Genomic DNA, 17224 nt, shown 5'->3' with positions numbered 1-17224 from the left:
GCCCCCCACCCACCCCCTACCCTGTGTGTCATGAGGTTCCTGCGATGAACGCGCCCGCGTGGCGCATCTGGCTCGTGACCGCCCTGGTGATCGGGTGGGGCATCCTGACCATCCGTTTCGCCACCAAGCAGGAGTGGCCCATGGCCCTGCTGTGCGTCGTCCTGCTCGTCAGCAACGGCATCACCCTGTACCGCCTCACGAAGAACGGCAAGTAAAGGTGAAAGCAGAAACCCCCGCGCGTGGCGGGGGCTTTGCTGTGTGGTGTGCCCGAAGGGATTCGAACCCCTGGCCTTCTGATCCGTAGTCAGACGCTCTATCCAGCTGAGCTACGGGCACATCCGGTGTGGTGCGGAGCTTGTTGCTCAGCCGAAAGAGATTACAGGGTCCGGGCGGATATTGCAAGTGGCCGTGAAAGGAGGTGGGCGGGAATGCACCCGGGGGATGAAACAGCAAATCCCCGCGCGGGGCGGGGATTCTTTGGTGGTGTGCCCGAAGGGATTCGAACCCCTGGCCTTCTGATCCGTAGTCAGACGCTCTATCCAGCTGAGCTACGGGCACATCCTGTTAGCTGCATTCAACGTGTGGCGCGTTGAATGGTGGCGAAGAGGGAGGGATTCGAACCCTCGATACCTTGCGGTATACACCCTTAGCAGGGGTGCGGTTTCAGCCACTCACCCACCTCTCCAGTCCGGTTGTCATGTTTTGGCGAGGGGTGAGGGATTCGAACCCCCGGTAGGTTGCCCTACTACGGTTTTCAAGACCGTTGCCTTCAACCACTCGGCCAACCCCCCCTGCTTGGCGGGGCGCGCCGTCGCTGAACTCAGGCGCGAGGGGAAGTATAAGAGGGGGGGCGCGTCCTGTCAAATGCCGGTCAGGGGCGGCGGCGGCGGAGCAGTGCGAGGAGAGGCAGGGCCAGCAGGGGCAGCGCGGCCAGTGCCCAGGGGCTGGGGCGGGGCGCGCGGGCCTCGCTGCGCAGCAGGGCGTGCAGGGCGTCCTCGTGCGCGGTGCGGGGCGGGGCCGGGCGCGTGGCGGGTGGGAGGGTCAGGTCGGCGTGCAGGGTGTCCTCGCGGTAGTGGTTTTCCGTGGGGTGGCCGCTGTGCGCGGCGCGGTCCTGTCCGGCCTGCCGCAGCGCGTCCGGTGGGCCGTCCGTGACCCAGGGCGTCAGGGCCAGGAAGCCGGGGCGTGGGTCGGTCAGAACGTAGCTGCGCTGGCCGGGGGCCTCCTCGGCGGGGCCGGTGATGGCGCTCTGCCCGTCGAAGGTCAGGTCCAGGAGGTTCCCGACGACCATGGGGTTCACGGCGTACGGGATCTGGCGATGCGAGGTGACCTGCCAGCTGCTCTCCAGCCACGCGACGGGCTGGTCGCGCAGGTGGGCGGGGTCGGGTGGGAGGCCCTCCTTGCTGGTCCAGGGGGCGCCGTTCGCGTCGGGTTGCAGCAGGACGGTGCAGCCCTGCGCGGCCAGCGACCCGATGACGTCCGGGCGGAACGCGTCGAGGCTGATGGCAACGCCCAGGTCCCCGGCGGGCGTGGGGAACACCCGCAGTTCATTGAGGTCGCCGGGGGTGAGGTCGACCCCTCCAGCCTCCTCGGCGGGGGTGAGGTGCACCTTGTCGGTCACGCCGATCAGGTCGCCGCTCGGGTCGAGCAGGACGGTCTGGTTCGTCAGGATGCCGGATGCGCGGCGCAGCACTGCCCCGTGGCGCGTATAGCGGGGCATGGGCGCGCTGCCGCAGCAGAGATACACGCCATACTCGCGGGCCAGCTCGCGGCAGGTGTGCAGGTACAGTTCGGTGTTCGCGTCGATGCCCGCCAGTTGCAGCGCGCGGATGGGTGATACCCGCTCGCGCAGCAGGACCGGCAGGGCGCGCGGCAGCCGCGCGAGGAACAGCGCCAGCGCGACCCGCTCGAAGGTCCGCAGGCGCAGCGCCCATCCGCCGCCGCGCAGCACGAGCGGCAGGCCGTTCAGTTCGGTCAGCACGACGAGGTTCACGCCGCCCGGCTTCAGGTGCGGGCGGGCCATGTCCAGCTGGGCGCGCATCCAGCGGCGGAACGCGTCCGCGGTCGTGAAGTCGCGCGCACTCCAGTGGGGTTGCACGGCGACCACGCGGACGTGCCTCGGGGTCTGCGGAGTGGGGGCGGTCATGCCCCGCAGCGTAGCGGGTGAGGCAGGGGGCGGGGGCCGCGAATCCGTGAGGGGCCAGGGAGAGCTGCACAGCGGTCCGGCGCGGCCTCGCGCGGGTCCGTATGCTGGGGCATGCCCACACCCTCCGGCCCGGACCTGCCGACCTTCGAGTGGCTGGGGGACGCCGCGCTGAACGTCCGCACGCCCCTGGCACGCGAACTGTACGCCAGCCTGCGCGCCCAGCCGCTGAGCGGCGTGCTGGAGGCGGTGCCCGCGCTGGACCTGCTGACCCTGCTGCTGGACGCCCCCACGGGGGACGGGGCGGTGCAGGAGGCGGTAGCGGCGCGGCTGACGACCCTGACCCCGGCGCCGGGCGGATCGGGGCGGACGCTGGTGGTGCCCGTGACCTTCGACGGTCCGGACCTGGACTGGTGCGCGGCGCACGCGAACCTGGACCGCGCGGGGTTCGTGGCGGCGCTGTGCGCGGCGCAGCTGGAGGTGGCGTTCCTGGGCTTCACGCCGGGCTTCGCGTTCCTGACCGGCCTGCCCGGGCCGCTGCGCATGCCGCGCCTGGACGCCCCGCGCGAGCGGGTCCCGCCGGGCAGCGTGGCGCTGGGCGGCCCCTGGGCGGGCGTGTACCCGCGTGAGACGCCGGGCGGCTGGCGGCTGGTGGGCCGCACGCCCATGAACTTCTTCGACCTGTCCCGCGCGGCCCCGGTCCCGTGGCGGGCCGGGGACCGCGTGCGCTTCGAGGCCCGCGCGTGAGCCCCTCGCGGGGCGGCGCCGTCGGGGCGACCGTGCTCCGGCCCGGCGTGCAGAGCAGCGTGCAGGACGCCGGGCGGCGCGTGCGGGCGCTGGGCGTCCCGGCGGGCGGCGCGGCGGACCCGGTCGCGCGGCGACTCGCGAACGCCCTGGTGGGGAACGCGGCGGGCGCGGCGGGCCTGGAGGTCACGCTGGGCGGCCCGACGATCCTCTTTCACGAGGAGGCGCTCGTCAGTCTGTGCGGCCCGCCGTTCGACGCGACGCTGGATGGCACGCCGCTGCCGCTGTGGCGGGCCGTTCCGGTGCAGGCCGGGCAGACCCTGACGGTCGGCGGGACCGCGCGGGGCCTGCGGGCGTTCCTGGCGGTGCGCGGCGGCCTCAACGGTCATGAAGTGTTCGGCAGTCGCGCCACGGACCTGCGCGCGGGGTTCGGCGGGGTGCAGGGGCGGGCGCTGCGGCCCGGCGATCACCTGACGTGGTCTCCCCTGCCCGCGCAGGCCGCGCGGCGGGCGTTCATCGCGCCGGACCTCCGCACGCCCACCGGGCCGCAGCACGAGGTGCGGGTGCTCGGCACGGGCGACCTGACGCCCGACCTGCGCGATTCGCTGCTGGCACGGCCCTTCACGGTCAGCGCGCAGGCGGACCGCATGGGCGCCCGCCTGACCGAGTCCGTCGCGGCCCCGCGTGACCCGGCGCGGCCCAGCGTGCCGAACGTGCCGGGCCTGCTGCAACTGCCACCCGACGGCCGCCCGATCCTGCTGCTGCCCGACGCGGGCACGCACGGCGGATACCCGACGCCCCTGGTCGTGATCACGGCGGACCTGCCTCGCCTGGGTCAGCTGCGCCCCGGCGACACCCTGACCCTGCGCGAGGTGACCCGCGAGGACGCCCACGCCGCGCACCTCACGCAGGAACGGGCGCTGCGGCAGGCGGAGTGGATGCTGAGACAGGCAGTGGAGAGGGGGAAGTAGGGAGTGGAACGGCATCTGTCCCACTTCCCCCTCCTCACTACCTTCTTTACTTCAGCGCGGCTTCCAGGGGCAGGTCGTGCCCGTGGGCGAGGGCACGCAGGTCGTCCGGGGTGGTGGGTGTGGGGGTCACGTCGGGCGTGAGGGGCTGGCCGCGCAGGTCGTTCGCGACGCCGATGGTGACGCTCAGGCCCCGGCCGCCGCTGACCCCGCCGATGACGGTGACGGTGTTCCCGACGCCATAGGTGCGCTCGCCGGTCAGGGTCGCGCCCGAGTGCGCGGCGAGCTGCGCGACGATCTCGGAGGCGCTGGCGGACCCCGCGTTCACGAGAATGGTCAGTCGCCCGGTCCAGCGGGTGGGGGTGGTCACGGTCAGGACCGGGCTGGTCGGGGCGCAGTTCACGCCCGCGAGCACCTGCCCGCCCCGGTAAGCGAAGGTGAGGTCCTGCCCGCTCAGCGTCTCGATGGTCTCCCCGGCGCGGTCGCCGACCAGGGCGCCCGCCACGCCGATCGCCTCGGACAGCAGGCCGCCGCCGTTGCCGCGCAGGTCGAGAATCGCGTGGGTCGCGCCGCTCTGCCGGGCGCCGGACAGCAGGGCGTGGACCTGTTCGGCCACGCCGGACGTGGCGAAGGTCGGCAGGCGCAGCAGCACCGTGCCGGGCGCGACGGTCTGCGCGTAAGGCATCGGCGCGCTGCTGAGGACGCGGGGCGTGACCGTGGTGGCCTGCGTGGTCTCGGTGCCCGCCTGCGCGCGGCGGTACGTGACGGTCACGGGCGCCCCGGCGGCGCTGGCCTGACCCAGAAGGGCGTTCATGCGCGCGGCGTGCGCCTCGTCACTGTCGCCCGGCTGGCGGGTCAGGGGCTGCCCACCCACGGCCAGCAGCGTGTCGCCGCGCCGCAGTCCGGCCTGCGCGGCGGGCCAGCCGGGGAACGCGTCGAGCAGCACCGCGCCGTCCTCGCCCGGCACCGCCGCCCAGCGGATGCCCATGCGGGGCGTGGGCGTGGGCGCGGCGTTGCGGGTGTCCAGGGACGCCCGGTACCCGGCGGCGTCCAGGAAGTAGGTGTGGCCGTCACGCACGCCGTCCACGTAGTCGTTCATGAACGCGTCGGTCTGCGCGGTCAGGTCGGCGGCGCGCAGGTTCCCGAAAGTCGTGCGGGCGCCCGTTTCGGCCTGCTCGTGCAGCGCCTGCAGGTCCACCCGCGACTCGCCCCAGTAGTTCAGGTTGATGGCCTCGCGCACGTCAAGCAGCTGATCGAACAGGGTGGGGGCGGGGCTCAGCTGGGTGCGGAGCGGCGCGGGCCGCAGGTTCACGCCCATCAGCCCGGCCGGTCCGCCCAGCGAGGACAGCCACGCGGGCGCCAGGACGCACGGCGCTTCCGCGGGGCGGGTGGGGCGCGCGACGGTGGGCACGTCGTCGTCCTGCGGGGTGGGGGTCGGGGTGCAGGCCGCCAGCAGCAGGGGCAGCAGCAGGAGGTGGGCGCGGGTCACGCCTGTATTGTGCCGCGCGCCCGGTGGGTACACTGGCCGGTATGACCCTGCCGAGCATCGACCTGAACGCCGACCTGGGGGAGGGCAGCACGCACGAGGAGACCATCATGGCCGCCGTGAGCAGCGCGAACATCGCCTGCGGCGGCCACGCCGGGGACGTGAGCAGTATGCGCGATTCGCTGCGGCTCGCCGCGCGGTTCGGGGTGGCGGCGGGCGCGCATCCGGGTTTCCCGGACCGCGAGGGCTTCGGGCGGCGCGAACTGCACTTCCCACCGGACGAGGTCCGCGCGTTCGTGCGTGAACAGATCGAGCACCTGAAGACCGTCGCGGCGCGCGAGGGCGTGCCGCTGCGGCACGTCAAACCGCACGGCATGCTGTACAACATGGCCGTCCGCGACGAGGCGCTCGCCCGCGCCGTCGCGCAGGCCGCGGCCGGGAGTGGCCTGCCGCTGTACTTCGGGCTGGCCGGGCCGGGCAGCGTGATGCTGCGCGAGGCCCGCGCCGCCGGACTGCACGAGATCGGCGAGGGGTTCGCCGACCGGGGCTACGCGCCCGACGGGAGCCTGTGGCCGCGCGGGCAGGCGGGCGCGCTGCTGCCCTTCGACGCGGCGGTCACGCAGGGCGTGCGGATCGCCCGAGAGGGCGTGACGACCGCCGTGACCGGCGAGGAGGTCGCCGTGCCCGCCCGGACGCTGTGCCTGCACGGCGACGGCGCCGAGGCCGCCGAACTGGCCGCGGCGCTGCGGGCCGCGCTGGAGACCGGGGGGCTGCGCGTCGGCGCGCCCTGACCCGGCGGCGACGCGCGGACCCCCGGGGGCATGCCCTCCGGGCTCCACGCCCCGGCGCGCCTCTGTCAGGAGTTGGTGAGAGTGCCTGTGGTGCAATCGGTCGAGCGATGATGCCGGACTTCCGCCCCAGTTCCCTCAGTCCATCCGCACGCGAGGCGCGTGGCGGGGTGTTCCGCACCACGCTGGACCGTCGGATGCTGAACCAGCGGGTGCTGGGCGGTATCCTGGCGGCCACGCTGCTGGCCGCCGTGTACCACCAGAGTGATCCGTTCGAGCAGGTGGCGCTGCCCGGCATGGCGCTCCTGGTGGGCACCCTGCTGGCGGTCCTGACCTTCACGCGCCTGCCGCTGGTGCAGGTGCAGGTGATGGGCCTGATCGGCGGGTGGATCTATCTGCTGGGCAAGATCGGGTACGTGCTGTTCGCCCTGCCGGACGATACCGGCCTGCGCATGCTGATGGGCCTGGCCCCCTGGATGGCCGTGATGCTCGCGTCGCACCTGTGGACGCTGGGCGTGCGGGCCAGCGCGCCGCTGAACCTCGCGGCGCTGAGCGGACTGGGCGCCCTGATGCTGGTCCGGTTCGCGCAGGACCCCGCGAGCGTGCAGGGGAACGTCATGGGCACCCTGCTGCAGATGCTGATCGCGGGCGGCGTGATGCTGGTCGGTCAGCGCAGCGCCGCGCTCCGCCTGACCGGAGACGTGCGCCGCGCCGTGCTGGGCGAGGACCAGCCGGGCCGCGACGCCCTGACCGGCCTGCCGGAGCGGCACCTGCTGGAACAGCAGCTGATCGCCGCGCACCGCCGCCTGCCGGAGCATCTGGTGGTCGCGGCGATCAGCGTGGACCGGCCGGCCGATCTGCCGGACGCCTTCGCGGCGCGCCTGACCGCGCACGTGACGCGCACGCTGATGAACACCGTGCGAGATCAGGATCTGCTGGGCTGCCTGGGCGACGATCAGATGGCGCTGGTCATGCGCGCCCCGGACGCCCGCTCGGCCCGCGCGGCCTGCGAGCGGCTGCGGGTGAGGGTGGCGTCGCGCCCGCTGGACGGCGTGAACCCCACCGTGACGATCGGCCTGGTGTACGCGGACGGTCAGCTGGACGCGCTGGGTCTGCTGCGCGCCGCCGAGGACACCCTGGCGGCCGTGCAGCGGGACGGCGCCAACCGCGTGCTGCTGGGTCCGGTCCGGCCGGAACCGGCGGCTGAGCCGGGCCTGCTGGGCGCACTGCCCGCCTGAGCGTCCCACAGGGGTCGTCTTTTGCGGCACAATCGGGAGCGCTTGCCCTGTACGCGTCGCGTGTGGCAGAAAGGACCTCCGATGAAAAGCAAACAGTGTCTGGTGATCGGCCTGGGCCGCTTCGGTACGGCCGTGGCCACCACCCTCTACGAGATGGGTCATGAGGTCGTCGCGATCGATCAGAACGAGGAGAACGTCGAGCGGGTCATGAACCTCGTGACGCACGCCGCGATCGTGGACGCCAGTGACGAGCGGGCGCTGCGGGCGCTGGGCGTCGGGGATTTCGACGTGGTGGTCGTCGCGATCGGCACGGACGTGCAGGCGAACATCCTGGCGACCATGAACGCCAAGAGTCTCGGCGCGCCGTACGTGGTCAGCAAGGCCATCGACGAGATGGCCCGCCGGGTGCTGGAACGCATCGGCGCGGACCTCGTGATCCGGCCCGAGCATGACATGGGCGTGCGCCTGGCACGGCAGATCGCCACGCCGAACATCGTGGACACCCTGGACCTGGGCGGCGACTACGCCATCGTGGAGATCGAGGCGAACGAGCGCCTGAAGGGTTCCCTGCGGGACCTGAACCTCACGGGGCGCTTCAACGTGCAGGTGATCGCGATCAGCCGGTCCGGGAAGATCGAGGTGACGCCCCGCGCGGAGGACGAGCTGCGCCCGCACGACAAGCTGGTCGTGATCGGCACGAGTCACAACATCGACGACCTGCGCCGCTTCCTGGGCGAATAACGCCGCTTACCTGATGTCGGCATCTGCAAACCATAGTCCTGATGCCTCCATTCTTCGCCCTGCTCGTCCGTGCCCAGCGGTGTCCAGTTCCACCCAGGGGCCAAGGGCACGCCCCAGGGCTCCACGTCCAACCGCTGTCCTTCTCAGGTGCTCGCTCTGCGGCGCAGCTCTTCGAGTCCGCTCGATTCAGAGATACTGAAGAAGCCCTTCAATCCCTCTGAACTCTGCTGTCAGAACGGACCTTGCTCTTGCTGGCCACTGCCCTGGTCAGCGCTGGTTCAGCGCCACGACCATCGCGGCCAGCAGGGGCAGCAGCGCACTGATCCCCCACACGACCATAGGGCGAGCCGCGCCGGGGCGCAGCAGGAACAGCAGCAGCAGCGCCGCGAAGGCCAGCGTGCCGATCAGGTACAGGGAACCCATGCCCGTCAGGATACTGCCGGGCTTCACGGTCATCCCGGAGGCGGCACAGCGGTTGAAAGGGACGCCCTGCGGGTCCCCTCAATCCAGAGGTGTGGAGGGACGCCCGCGACACCTCCGAATTCCGCTGCTGTGTTCCGTCAGCGTTCGGCGCGGGTCTGGGCGGCGTCCAGCGCGGCCTTCGCGCCCAGTTTGCCGGTGGTGGCCTGCGTGATGGCGTCCTCGATCAGCGCGGTCCACGCGGCGTACTCGGGCGTGGTGGGGCGCGGCACAGCCCGGGCGATCTGGGCGTGTGCGGCCCGGATCTGCGGGTTCTTCGCGTACCAGTCGTCCAGCAGGGGCGCGGCGGCGCGGCGCGGGGGGACGTACGCGGTGGTCTTCACCCAGTCGGCCAGCCGGGCGGGCTGCATCAGGTACTGCCAGAACGCGACGGCGCCCGCCTGCTCGGCAGCGGGTGTGCCCTTCGGGACGGTCAGGGTCGCGCCGCCCAGGGGGACGGTGCAGGCGCCCTCCTTCTCGCAGGGGAACGGCGCGATGCCCAGGTTGAAGAACGGCAGCTTGCGCGCGTCGGTCCAGTTGGCGACGCTGGCCAGCACGAACACGTTCTGCCCGCGCGCGAAGTCGAACGCGGCGCGGGTCGCCTCGTTCAGCGTGCGGGGCTGGGCCTGACCGGCGGCGCTCATGCGGGCCAGCTGCGTCAGGGCGTCCACGGCGTCCGGGCTGTCCAGGCGCGGGCGGTCGCCGCTGGTCAGCGTGCCGCCGCGCGACAGGACGTTCGCCTCGAAGGTCCAGGCGTCGGCAGCGGCGACCAGCGGGCGGCGGCCGCCGGTGGCCAGGGCGCGGCTCGCTCCCTCCAGCTGCGTCCAGGTGTCCGGGGCGCTCAGGCCCGCCTTCTTCAGCAGCCCGGCGTTGTACATCAGGACCGGCACGCTGACGTTCCACGGCAGGCCGTACGTGCAGCCGCCCAGCTGCCCGGTCTTCCACACGGCCGGGTAGATGTCGCCGCGCAGGGCGTCGGGCAGGTCGTCCACGCGGCCGCTCAGGTCGGTCAGCTGCCCGGCGCTGGCCAGGGCGGGGAACTGCGTGAATTCCAGCTGCACGAGCGCCGGGGCCGACCCGCTGCGCAGCGCGGCCTGCAGTTTGGGCAGCAGTTCGCGGTAGTTGCCCTGGCTGACGGGCACGATCTCGTACGCGGTCTGGCTGGCGTTGAAGTCCCGCGCGTAGGCCTGCACGGTCCCCTGTACGCCGCCCATGGCGTGCCAGAACTCCACGCGGACGGGCGCGGCCCAGGCGGTCGATAAGGCGAGGAGCAGGGTCAGGGGCAGGGCGCGCATCAGGGCTCAGGATAGCGGGCAGGTCTGACGGGATTCTTCAGCCGGGCAGCGCAACTGCGCGAGTCCGCTCGATTCAGAGATGGTGGCGGACACCCTCCGCGCCTCTGAATTCGGTTGTCAGGGCAGCACGGGGTACAGGTCCACGCGGCTGCCGGGGCGTACGTCGGCGCGCGCGGCGAGACCCACCACGGCCACGCCGGCGCTGGCGCGGTCGTTGAGGCGGGTGATGAGCGGCACCAGTTCACCGACGTCCAGGCCCTGCACGTACTCGCTGGGCACGCCCCGGGAGGTGAGGTCCAGGGTGGTGTCCTGCACGAGTTCCCCGATCTGGTCCTGCAGGCGGCGCAGGTCACCCGGGTTGACGGTCACGCGGCGGATGACCTGCCCGGCGCGGTACAGCACGGCGTTGGACCGCGCGTCGCAGCTGAGGTCCACCGGGAAGCCCACGGCGGCGTTCTGCGCGGCGCGGCACTGCACGAAGGAACTGGCGTTCAGGCCGCGCAGTTTGGTTTCCAGGGCGCTGCGCGCGGCCGGGGTCAGGCGCGCGGCGGGGCTGCCCTTGGCGCCGCGGGTGGTGGCGTTGCGCGCGGCGTCCTGCAGGAACTGGTCGAGGTTGCGCACGCCGGGCACCACGGCGGCGTACACGAGGTCGTTCTTGGGGTACGCGAGGTCGGTGTTGCGGGTGGCGCTCAGTTCCGCACGGCTGCTGGAGTACTCGTCCTGCAGGCGGCCCAGCGTGGCGCGCAGGGCCTCGTTGCTGTCCCGCAGTTGCTGCTGCTGGAGTTGCAGGGCGCTCAGGTCACCCAGGATGCGGGTGCGGTCGCGGGTCAGGCGGTCGCGTTCGGCCTGCAGCTGATCGCGGGCCTGCTGCGCGGCGCGCTGCTGGTTCTGCGCGGCCTGTAGGGCCTGCTGCGCGGCACTGAGTTTCTGCTGCGCGGCGCTCAGGGCGGCGTCAGCCTGCGCGCGTGAGCGGGCCAGCGCGCCGATCTGGTCGCGGGCCTGCTGCGCCTGGGCCTGCGCGGCGCGCGCCCGGGTCTGGGCCTGCTGCGCGGCGGCCTGGGCGACCTGCGCGCGGGTCTGGGCGGCCTCGGCATCCTGCTGCGCGTCGCGGGCGCGGTCCTGGGCGCTGCGGGTCTCCTGCTCGCTCAGCGCGATGCGGGCGCCGAGGTCCACGACCTGCGCGTCGAGGTTCTGCGCGCGCTCCTGACTGGCCTTCAGGGACGTCTCGGCCGCCTGGAGTTTAGCGCGGGTCTGCGCGGCGCGCGTTTCCAGGGCCTGCTGCGCGGTGGTCAGTTCCCTCACGCGCGTTTCCAGGGCGCGGGCCTGGGTCTGCACGCGGGCCTGCGTGGCGCGGGCGTCCGTCAGTGCGGTCTGCGCCGCCTTCAGGGCGTTCTGTGCGGCGTCCTGCTGCTCGCGCAGACGCGCGGCCTCCTGCTGGGCGCGGTCCCGGTCGGCCTGCGCGGCGCGGATGTCCTTGCGCAGCGCCTCGAGCTGGGGGCGCAGCTGGTCGGCCTGCGCGATGGTGTTCACGGCGCTGCTGTTCAGGATCAGGAACGCGGCGAGGCTGGCGGCGCTGATGCCCATGCCGGACAGGACCGCCACGACCAGCGCGGTGGTCTTGGGGCGCATGCCGAACCAGCGCAGGTGCTTGCGTCCGGCCTTGCGGGCAATGGTGTCGGCGGCGTACGCGACCACCCCGGACAGGATGACCACGAAGGGGAGGAACAGCCACAGCACCTAGCAGTCCTCCGGGGTCACAGCTCGAAGTCGTCGCCGAGGTAGTGGGTGCGGGCGTCCTCGTCCTGGGCGAACTCGGCGGGGGTGCCCTCGAACTTCACGGCCCCGTCGTACATCAGGTACACGCGGTCGGTCAGGGCGATGGTCTCGCGGACGTTGTGGTCGGTGATGAACACGCCCAGGCCGCGGCGGTCGCGCAGGTCGCGGATCAGGCGCTGGATCTCGCGGATGCTCTTGGGGTCCACGCCGGTGAACGGTTCGTCCAGCAGCAGGTAGTCGGGGTCGGTGGTCAGCGCGCGGGCGAGTTCCAGGCGGCGGCGCTCCCCGCCGGACAGCTGGTACGCGAAACTGTTCGCCAGGTGCGTCAGGCCGAATTCCTCGAGCAGCGCATCGGCGCGGGCCTCCTGCTCGGCGCGCGGGAGGCGCTGGTACTCCAGGATGGCCAGCAGGTTGTCCCGCGCGGTCAGTTTGCGGAAGGCGCTGGGTTCCTGCGGCAGGTACCCCAGGCCCAGGCGGGCGCGTTCGTGCATGGGCAGGCGCGTCAGGTCCCGCCCGCCGAGCGCGATGCGGCCCGCGCCGGGGCGGATGAAGCCCACCAGCATGTAGAAGGTGGTGGTCTTGCCCGCGCCGTTCGGGCCGAACAGCGCGACGATCTCGCCGGGTTGCACGCGCAGGTTCACGTTCCGCACGACCTGACGGCGGCCGTAGGTCTTGCCCAGGCCCTCGGCGTGCAGGTCCGGACGCGGGGGCGTGACGGCCGGCGCAGGCAGCGGGGAGGTGGTCGCGGTCACGCCCGGCAGCGTATCACCCCGCGCCCACACGCCCCGTGAGGGAAGTGTGATTCGGCGCGTCCCCCCGTCAGGGCCTAGACTGGGCGTATGTTGCTGACGATTGTCGTGCTGGATTCCGTGGGCGCGGGTGAACTGCCCGACGCCGCGAGCTTCGGGGACGCCGGGGCGCACACCCTGAACCACACCCTGAAGGCGGCGCCCGTGCACCTGCCGAACCTCGCGGCGCTGGGCCTCGCGCAGGTGCCCACCATCGAGACCGGGGACGCGACCGTGCCCGCTGGACCGGCCGCCGGTGCCTTCGGTCGCCTGCGCGAGGTCAGCCCCGGCAAGGACACCAGCACCGGCCACTGGGAGTTCATGGGCATCCAGCTGGAGCACGCGTTCCAGGTGTTCCCGGACGGCTTCCCGCCCGCCGTGATGGACCGCTTCGACGCGGCGACCGGACGCGGGCACCTGTGCAACAGGCCGTACAGCGGCACGGACGTCATCCGGGACTTCGGCCCGGAGCACATGCAGACCGGCGCGCCCATCGTGTACACGAGCGCGGACAGCGTGTTCCAGATCGCCGCGCACGAGGATGTCGTGCCGCTGGAGACGCTGTACGCGTGGTGCCGCGCGGCCCGCGAGATCCTGCAGGGCGAGTTCGCCGTGGCGCGCGTGATCGCCCGGCCGTTCCGGGGCGAGTTCCCGTTCGAGCGGGCCAACGAGCACCGCAAGGACCTCAGCCTCGTGCCGCCGCCCACCGTGCTGGACGCCGTGAAGGCGACCGGGCAGGCGGTGGTGGGCATCGGGAAGATCCCGGACATCTACGCGAACCAGGGCTTCACCGAGGAGATCCACACGGACGACAACGCCGACGGGATCGCCAAGACCCTGGCCCGCATGCGACAGGCCGCGCAGGACGGCACCTCGGGGCTGATCTTCACGAACCTCGTGGATTTCGACAGCAAGTTCGGCCACCGCCGCGACCCCGAGGGGTACAGCGGCTGCCTCGCGGCGTTCGACGCGGCGCTGCCCGACCTGATCGCCGCCGTGCCCGAGGATGGCGCGCTGATCATCGTCAGCGACCACGGGAACGACCCCACCTGGAAGGGCTCGGACCACACCCGCGAGCACGGCCTGCTGCTGGTGCACAAAAGCGGCGCGGCGGGCGTGAACCTGGGCGACCGCGCGACCTTCGCGGACGTGGGCGCGACCGTCGCCGAGGCGCTGGGCGCGACGTGGGACGGGCCGGGTGAGAGCTTCTGGACACAGCTGACCTGACCCCCGAGGCGTTCAGCCTCACCCTGTCGCTGGGCGGGCGCTACGCGGGCGAGCAGCAGTGGGCGCTGCACGGCGAACGCAGCGCCCTGGTGGCCCGCGTGCAGACCGATTTCGGCGGGGTGCTGCCCGGCGTGCGGCGCGTGCAGACCAGCCGCATGCACCCCCGCCTGCTGACCAGCCTCGGGTACGCCGAGGGCGACGGGCGGGGCCGCCCCGGCTTTGAGGTGAGTTTCGACCGCCGCGCGGGCCTGATCACGCTGCGGCAGGGCCGCGACGAGGCCACGCAGCCCCTGACGACCGAGTACCACGACCCGGTCAGTCTGCTGCTGTGGCTGCGGCAGCTGACCGCGCAGGACGGCGGCGGCCCCGAGCGGACGCACGCGCAGCTGACCGGCGGGCGCGTCCTGATCCAGCGCCTCCCGGACGCCGAGGTGGACGGCGAGGCGTGCAGCGGGTTCTTCCTGCGGCCCGGCAACGCGTACGTGTACGTTGAGCAGGCCGCGCCGCACCGCCTGATGCGCCTGATCCAGCCGACCGATTTCGGTCCGGTCGAGGCGAACGCGCAGCCCGCCGCGCGCCGCACCGTGCAGGGCCGCGAACGCCGCCGCCGGGTGTAATGCCCCTGCCCCGTCCGGCCTGCCCAGACCTGTGGGTGGGCCGCGCCGGGCGGCGGGTGCCACGATGGACCCCGGCCCGCCCCGCGTGTGGGGCGCCGCTTCCCCCACCCTCCTCTCCCCTGTTTCCCTGGAGTGACGATGCAAGTGCTGCAAGGCCAAGAAGCCCGATCCGCCCTGACGCGGACGTTCAATGAGATTCCCGTTCCCGACGCAGTTCTGGCCCGCATCGAGGCGACCTTCGGCGAGGCGCTGAGTCCCGCGCAGGTCGTCGAGCGCATCCTGAGTGACGTCCGCACGCGCGGCGACGACGCGCTGCGCGACTGGACCGAGCGGCTGGACGGCCACCGCCCCGACGACCTGCGCGTACCGGAGGCGGAACTGGCGGCCGCGCAGGTCGCCCCGGACCTGCACGAGGCGATCCTCACGGCGATCCGGCGCGTGCGCGCGTTCTACGAGCAGCAGCCCGCCCACGGGTTCCTGAACCACGGCCCGGACGGCGCGCTGGGGCAGCTCGTGCGGCCGCTCTCGCGGGTGGGCGTGTACGTGCCGGGCGGGCTGGCCCCGCTGATCAGCACGCTGATTCACACGGCGGTGCCCGCGCAGGTGGCGGGCGTGCCGGACATCGTGGTGACCACGCCGCCCGCGCGGGACGGCCGCGTGCACCCGGCGATCCTCGTCGCGGCGCGCGAACTGGGGATCACGCAGGTGTTCCGGGTGGGCGGCGCGCAGGCCATCGCGGCGCTGGCGTACGGCACGGCGAGCATCGGCGCGGTGGACAAGGTCGCGGGCCCCGGGAACCTGTTCGTGGTGATCGCCAAGCGGATGGTGTACGGCCAGACCGGCATCGAGAGCCTCCCCGGCCCGACCGAGACGCTGGTCGTGGCGGACGACAGCGCCGACCCGCGCTTCGTGGCGGCCGACCTGCTCGCGCAGGCGGAGCACAACGGCGCGGAACCCGTGCTCGTCTCCACCAGCCGCGAGCTGCTGATCCGGGTGCAGGCGGAACTGAACGGGCAGCTGGAGGCCCTGCCGGAACCGAACCGCGGCTGGGCGCGCGACAGCGTGCAGGCCCGCATGAAGGTCATCCTGGCCGGCACGCTGGAGGAGGCGGTGGACCTGGCGAACCTGTACGCCCCCGAGCACCTGTGTCTGCTGACCCGTGACCCGTGGAGCCTGCTGGGCCTCGTGCAGCGAGCCGGGGGCGTGTTCGTCGGCGAGGCGAGCATGGAGGCGCTGGGCGACTACGTGGCGGGCCCCAGCCACGTCATGCCGACCGGCGGCACGGCGCGGTTCATGAGCCCGGTGAACGTGCGGGACTTCCAGAACATCATCTCGGTGGTGGGCCTGAACGAGGGCGCGCTGCGCCGCATCGGTCCGGCCGGGGCGACCCTGGCCCGCGCCGAGGGCCTCGAGGCGCACGCCCGCGCGATCGAAAGCCGCCTCTCGTGAGTGCCGGGGCTGCCACGCCCGCCGCGCGCCTGACGCCGCTGGTGCTGCTGTGCCTGGGGCTGGTGTACGTCGTGTGGGGCAGCACGTACTTCGGGATCAAGGTCGCCATCGAGACGCTGCCGCCCCTGGGCATGCTCGCGGCACGCTTCATGGTGGCGGGCGCGCTGCTGCTCCTCGTGCTGCGCCTGCGGGGCGCGGCGCTGCCCACCGCGCGCGGGTGGCGCTCCAGCGCCCTGGTCGGCACGCTGCTGCTGGGCGGCGGTACTGGGCTGGTCACGCTGGCCGAACGGGACGCGAGCAGCAGCGTCGCCGCCATGGTCATCGCGGTGTCGCCACTGTTCGCGGCGCTGTTCGCGCGATTGTGGGGCGAGAAGACCGGCGGGCGCGAGTGGCTGGGCATCGGCGTGGGCCTGATCGGCATCGCGCTGTTGAACATCGGGGAACTGCACGCCACGCCGCTGGCGGCGCTGCTGCTGATCCTCGCACCGCTGTGCTGGACGTTCGGCAGCCAGTGGTCCCGCCACCTGCCCCTCCCCAGCGGGCTGATGGGCTCGGCGGCCGAGATGCTCACCGGGGGCGGCGTCCTGCTCGTGCTGAGCGTCCTGATGGGCGAACGCTGGGGCACCCCCAGCGCCGCGAGCCTGTGGGCACTGGCGTACCTGACGGTGTTCGGGAGTCTCGTGGCGTACAGCGCGTACATGTACCTCGTGGCGCACACCCGCCCCGCCCTGGCGACCAGCTACGCGTACGTGAACCCGGTCGTGGCAGTCCTGCTGGGCGTCGGCTTCGGCGGCGAGCAGCTGGGCGCGCTGGGCTGGGCGGCCCTGCTCGTGATCCTGACGGGCGTCGCGCTCGTCGCGTGGCCCCGCCGCGTCCCGGACGCCGAGGCCGTATGACCCGCATGCAGTTCGAGGAGCATCAGCCCAGCGATCCGGTCAGTCTGGTCGTCCGCCGCCGCATCCGCCCCGGTCAGGAGGCCGCGTACGAGGCGCTGCTCGCCGAGGCGAACGCGCTGCTGGCCCGCCTGCCCGGCCACCGCGGCACCGGCGTGATCCGCCCCGCGCCCGGCGAGCAGGAGTACACGCTGCTGGCCCGCTTCGACACCCTGACGAGCGCCGCCGCGTGGGAACTGTCCCCCGAGCGGGCCGCGTGGCTGGACCGCATCGCGCCGCTGGTCGATGAACACGTCAGTTTCGAGAAGCAGCCGGGCCTGGACTTCTGGTTCACGCCGCCCGCCGCCGCGAACCTGCGCCAGCCGCCCCGCTGGAAGATGGCGCTGCTGACCCTGGCAGCCCTGTATCCGGTGAGCGTCAGCACGTCCTGGCTGTTCGGCGAGGCGCTGAAACCCTGGCTGGGGCACCTCGTGATGCCGGTCCGCGCCATTCCGCAGATGATCGTGGTCGTGCTGCTCATGACCTACGTCGTGATGCCTGCCGTGACCCGCTGGGCGACCCCGTGGCTGCGCGGCGGGAAATAACCGCCGCACAGTGAAGCCCCCCTCGGGTCCA

Annotated in this window: 17 protein-coding genes and 4 tRNA genes; 11 read left to right on the top strand and 10 right to left on the bottom strand. The window is 72.8% G+C overall.

The genetic code is table 11. The features are described from left to right. Positions 1–44 precede the first annotated feature (44 nt). The gene (locus IEY69_RS11205; RefSeq protein ID WP_189073233.1) at positions 45–215 is read left to right on the top strand and encodes a hypothetical protein; all 171 of its coding nucleotides are present in this window, start codon (positions 45–47) and stop codon (positions 213–215) included. A 44-nt stretch (positions 216–259) separates the two neighbouring features. On the opposite strand, the gene IEY69_RS11200 is transcribed toward IEY69_RS11205, so the two are convergent. From IEY69_RS11200 to IEY69_RS11180, 5 genes are all read right to left on the bottom strand, one after another. Continuing rightward, positions 260–336, bottom strand: a tRNA-Arg gene (locus tag IEY69_RS11200). 145 nt (positions 337–481) lie between these two features. After that, positions 482–558 (bottom strand) — tRNA-Arg (locus IEY69_RS11195). Positions 559–597: 39 nt separating this feature from the next. Next, positions 598–685: transfer RNA gene (locus IEY69_RS11190), tRNA-Ser, on the bottom strand. 18 nt (positions 686–703) lie between these two features. Beyond that, a tRNA-Ser gene (locus IEY69_RS11185) sits at positions 704–791 on the bottom strand. A gap of 80 nt (positions 792–871) precedes the next feature. After that, positions 872–2143 carry a nitrilase-related carbon-nitrogen hydrolase gene (locus tag IEY69_RS11180; protein ID WP_189073232.1) on the bottom strand — a complete coding sequence of 424 codons (1272 nt, stop codon included), beginning with the start codon at positions 2141–2143 and terminating at the stop codon, positions 872–874. 111 nt (positions 2144–2254) lie between these two features. Here IEY69_RS11180 and IEY69_RS11175 point away from each other — a divergent pair, with 111 nt between their 5' ends. Next, positions 2255–2887, top strand: a complete 633-nt coding sequence (locus IEY69_RS11175) for a 5-oxoprolinase subunit B family protein (protein ID WP_189073231.1) — start codon at positions 2255–2257, stop codon at positions 2885–2887. Further along, positions 2884–3855, top strand: coding sequence for a 5-oxoprolinase subunit C family protein (locus tag IEY69_RS11170; protein ID WP_229783879.1), 972 nt, complete (start codon positions 2884–2886; stop codon positions 3853–3855). The genes IEY69_RS11175 and IEY69_RS11170 overlap by 4 nt, the downstream gene beginning before the upstream one ends. 46 nt (positions 3856–3901) lie before the next feature. On the opposite strand, the gene IEY69_RS11165 is transcribed toward IEY69_RS11170, so the two are convergent. Beyond that, positions 3902–5341 (bottom strand): S41 family peptidase, encoded by a 1440-nt coding sequence (locus IEY69_RS11165; protein ID WP_189073230.1) that lies wholly within the window; start codon positions 5339–5341, stop codon positions 3902–3904. A 41-nt stretch (positions 5342–5382) separates the two neighbouring features. Here IEY69_RS11165 and pxpA point away from each other — a divergent pair, with 41 nt between their 5' ends. The 3 genes from pxpA (at position 5383) to IEY69_RS11150 (ending at position 8105) form a co-directional block, all read left to right on the top strand. Then, positions 5383–6129, top strand: coding sequence for a 5-oxoprolinase subunit PxpA (pxpA, locus tag IEY69_RS11160; RefSeq protein WP_189073229.1), 747 nt, complete (start codon positions 5383–5385; stop codon positions 6127–6129). A 107-nt stretch (positions 6130–6236) separates the two neighbouring features. Continuing rightward, complete coding sequence (locus IEY69_RS11155) at positions 6237–7364, top strand: diguanylate cyclase domain-containing protein (RefSeq protein ID WP_189073228.1); 1128 nt, start codon at positions 6237–6239, stop codon at positions 7362–7364. A gap of 81 nt (positions 7365–7445) precedes the next feature. After that, positions 7446–8105, top strand: a complete 660-nt coding sequence (locus tag IEY69_RS11150) for a potassium channel family protein (protein WP_189073227.1) — start codon at positions 7446–7448, stop codon at positions 8103–8105. A gap of 267 nt (positions 8106–8372) precedes the next feature. Here the strand turns inward: IEY69_RS11150 and IEY69_RS11145 are convergent, their stop codons facing one another. The 4 genes from IEY69_RS11145 to lptB form a co-directional block, all read right to left on the bottom strand. Continuing rightward, positions 8373–8528 carry a hypothetical protein gene (locus IEY69_RS11145; protein WP_189073226.1) on the bottom strand — a complete coding sequence of 52 codons (156 nt, stop codon included), beginning with the start codon at positions 8526–8528 and terminating at the stop codon, positions 8373–8375. Positions 8529–8665: 137 nt separating this feature from the next. Next, positions 8666–9859 carry an ABC transporter substrate-binding protein gene (locus IEY69_RS11140; RefSeq protein ID WP_189073225.1) on the bottom strand — a complete coding sequence of 398 codons (1194 nt, stop codon included), beginning with the start codon at positions 9857–9859 and terminating at the stop codon, positions 8666–8668. Between the two features lie 117 nt (positions 9860–9976). After that, positions 9977–11596, bottom strand: a complete 1620-nt coding sequence (locus tag IEY69_RS11135; protein ID WP_189073224.1) for a DUF3084 domain-containing protein — start codon at positions 11594–11596, stop codon at positions 9977–9979. Positions 11597–11613: 17 nt separating this feature from the next. Continuing rightward, on the bottom strand, positions 11614–12387 hold the full coding sequence (gene lptB, locus IEY69_RS11130; protein ID WP_189073223.1) for an LPS export ABC transporter ATP-binding protein: 774 nt from the start codon (positions 12385–12387) through the stop codon (positions 11614–11616). A gap of 87 nt (positions 12388–12474) precedes the next feature. Between lptB and IEY69_RS11125 the strand changes: the two genes are divergently transcribed. The 5 genes from IEY69_RS11125 (at position 12475) to IEY69_RS11105 (ending at position 17193) form a co-directional block, all read left to right on the top strand. Beyond that, positions 12475–13650 (top strand): phosphopentomutase, encoded by a 1176-nt coding sequence (locus IEY69_RS11125; RefSeq protein ID WP_189073222.1) that lies wholly within the window; start codon positions 12475–12477, stop codon positions 13648–13650. Then, the gene (locus IEY69_RS11120; RefSeq protein ID WP_189073365.1) at positions 13632–14267 is read left to right on the top strand and encodes a hypothetical protein; all 636 of its coding nucleotides are present in this window, start codon (positions 13632–13634) and stop codon (positions 14265–14267) included. Before IEY69_RS11125 ends, IEY69_RS11120 begins: the two co-directional genes overlap by 19 nt. Before the next feature lie 138 nt (positions 14268–14405). Continuing rightward, complete coding sequence (gene hisD, locus IEY69_RS11115) at positions 14406–15716, top strand: histidinol dehydrogenase (protein ID WP_189073221.1); 1311 nt, start codon at positions 14406–14408, stop codon at positions 15714–15716. Then, the gene (yedA, locus tag IEY69_RS11110; protein WP_229783878.1) at positions 15713–16612 is read left to right on the top strand and encodes a drug/metabolite exporter YedA; all 900 of its coding nucleotides are present in this window, start codon (positions 15713–15715) and stop codon (positions 16610–16612) included. Before hisD ends, yedA begins: the two co-directional genes overlap by 4 nt. After that, positions 16609–17193, top strand: coding sequence for an antibiotic biosynthesis monooxygenase (locus IEY69_RS11105; RefSeq protein ID WP_229783877.1), 585 nt, complete (start codon positions 16609–16611; stop codon positions 17191–17193). Before yedA ends, IEY69_RS11105 begins: the two co-directional genes overlap by 4 nt. Positions 17194–17224 lie beyond the last annotated feature (31 nt).

Origin of the sequence: Deinococcus sedimenti, assembly GCF_014648135.1 — a bacterium.
In the GTDB taxonomy this organism is placed as follows: domain Bacteria; phylum Deinococcota; class Deinococci; order Deinococcales; family Deinococcaceae; genus Deinococcus; species Deinococcus sedimenti.
The sequence above is the reverse complement of the archived record's forward strand: the minus strand, read 5'-3'. Positions and strand labels throughout refer to the sequence as shown.

Coding starts and splice junctions, on each gene's coding strand:
- IEY69_RS11145 (WP_189073226.1), bottom strand. CDS start 8,528: ATGGGTTCCCTGTACCTGATCGGCACGCTGGCCTTCGCGGCGCTGCTG.
- IEY69_RS11105 (WP_229783877.1), top strand. CDS start 16,609: ATGACCCGCATGCAGTTCGAGGAGCATCAGCCCAGCGATCCGGTCAGT.
- pxpA (WP_189073229.1), top strand. CDS start 5,383: ATGACCCTGCCGAGCATCGACCTGAACGCCGACCTGGGGGAGGGCAGC.
- hisD (WP_189073221.1), top strand. CDS start 14,406: ATGCAAGTGCTGCAAGGCCAAGAAGCCCGATCCGCCCTGACGCGGACG.
- IEY69_RS11155 (WP_189073228.1), top strand. CDS start 6,237: ATGATGCCGGACTTCCGCCCCAGTTCCCTCAGTCCATCCGCACGCGAG.
- IEY69_RS11125 (WP_189073222.1), top strand. CDS start 12,475: ATGTTGCTGACGATTGTCGTGCTGGATTCCGTGGGCGCGGGTGAACTG.
- IEY69_RS11175 (WP_189073231.1), top strand. CDS start 2,255: ATGCCCACACCCTCCGGCCCGGACCTGCCGACCTTCGAGTGGCTGGGG.
- IEY69_RS11150 (WP_189073227.1), top strand. CDS start 7,446: ATGAAAAGCAAACAGTGTCTGGTGATCGGCCTGGGCCGCTTCGGTACG.
- IEY69_RS11180 (WP_189073232.1), bottom strand. CDS start 2,143: ATGACCGCCCCCACTCCGCAGACCCCGAGGCACGTCCGCGTGGTCGCC.
- IEY69_RS11140 (WP_189073225.1), bottom strand. CDS start 9,859: ATGCGCGCCCTGCCCCTGACCCTGCTCCTCGCCTTATCGACCGCCTGG.
- IEY69_RS11205 (WP_189073233.1), top strand. CDS start 45: ATGAACGCGCCCGCGTGGCGCATCTGGCTCGTGACCGCCCTGGTGATC.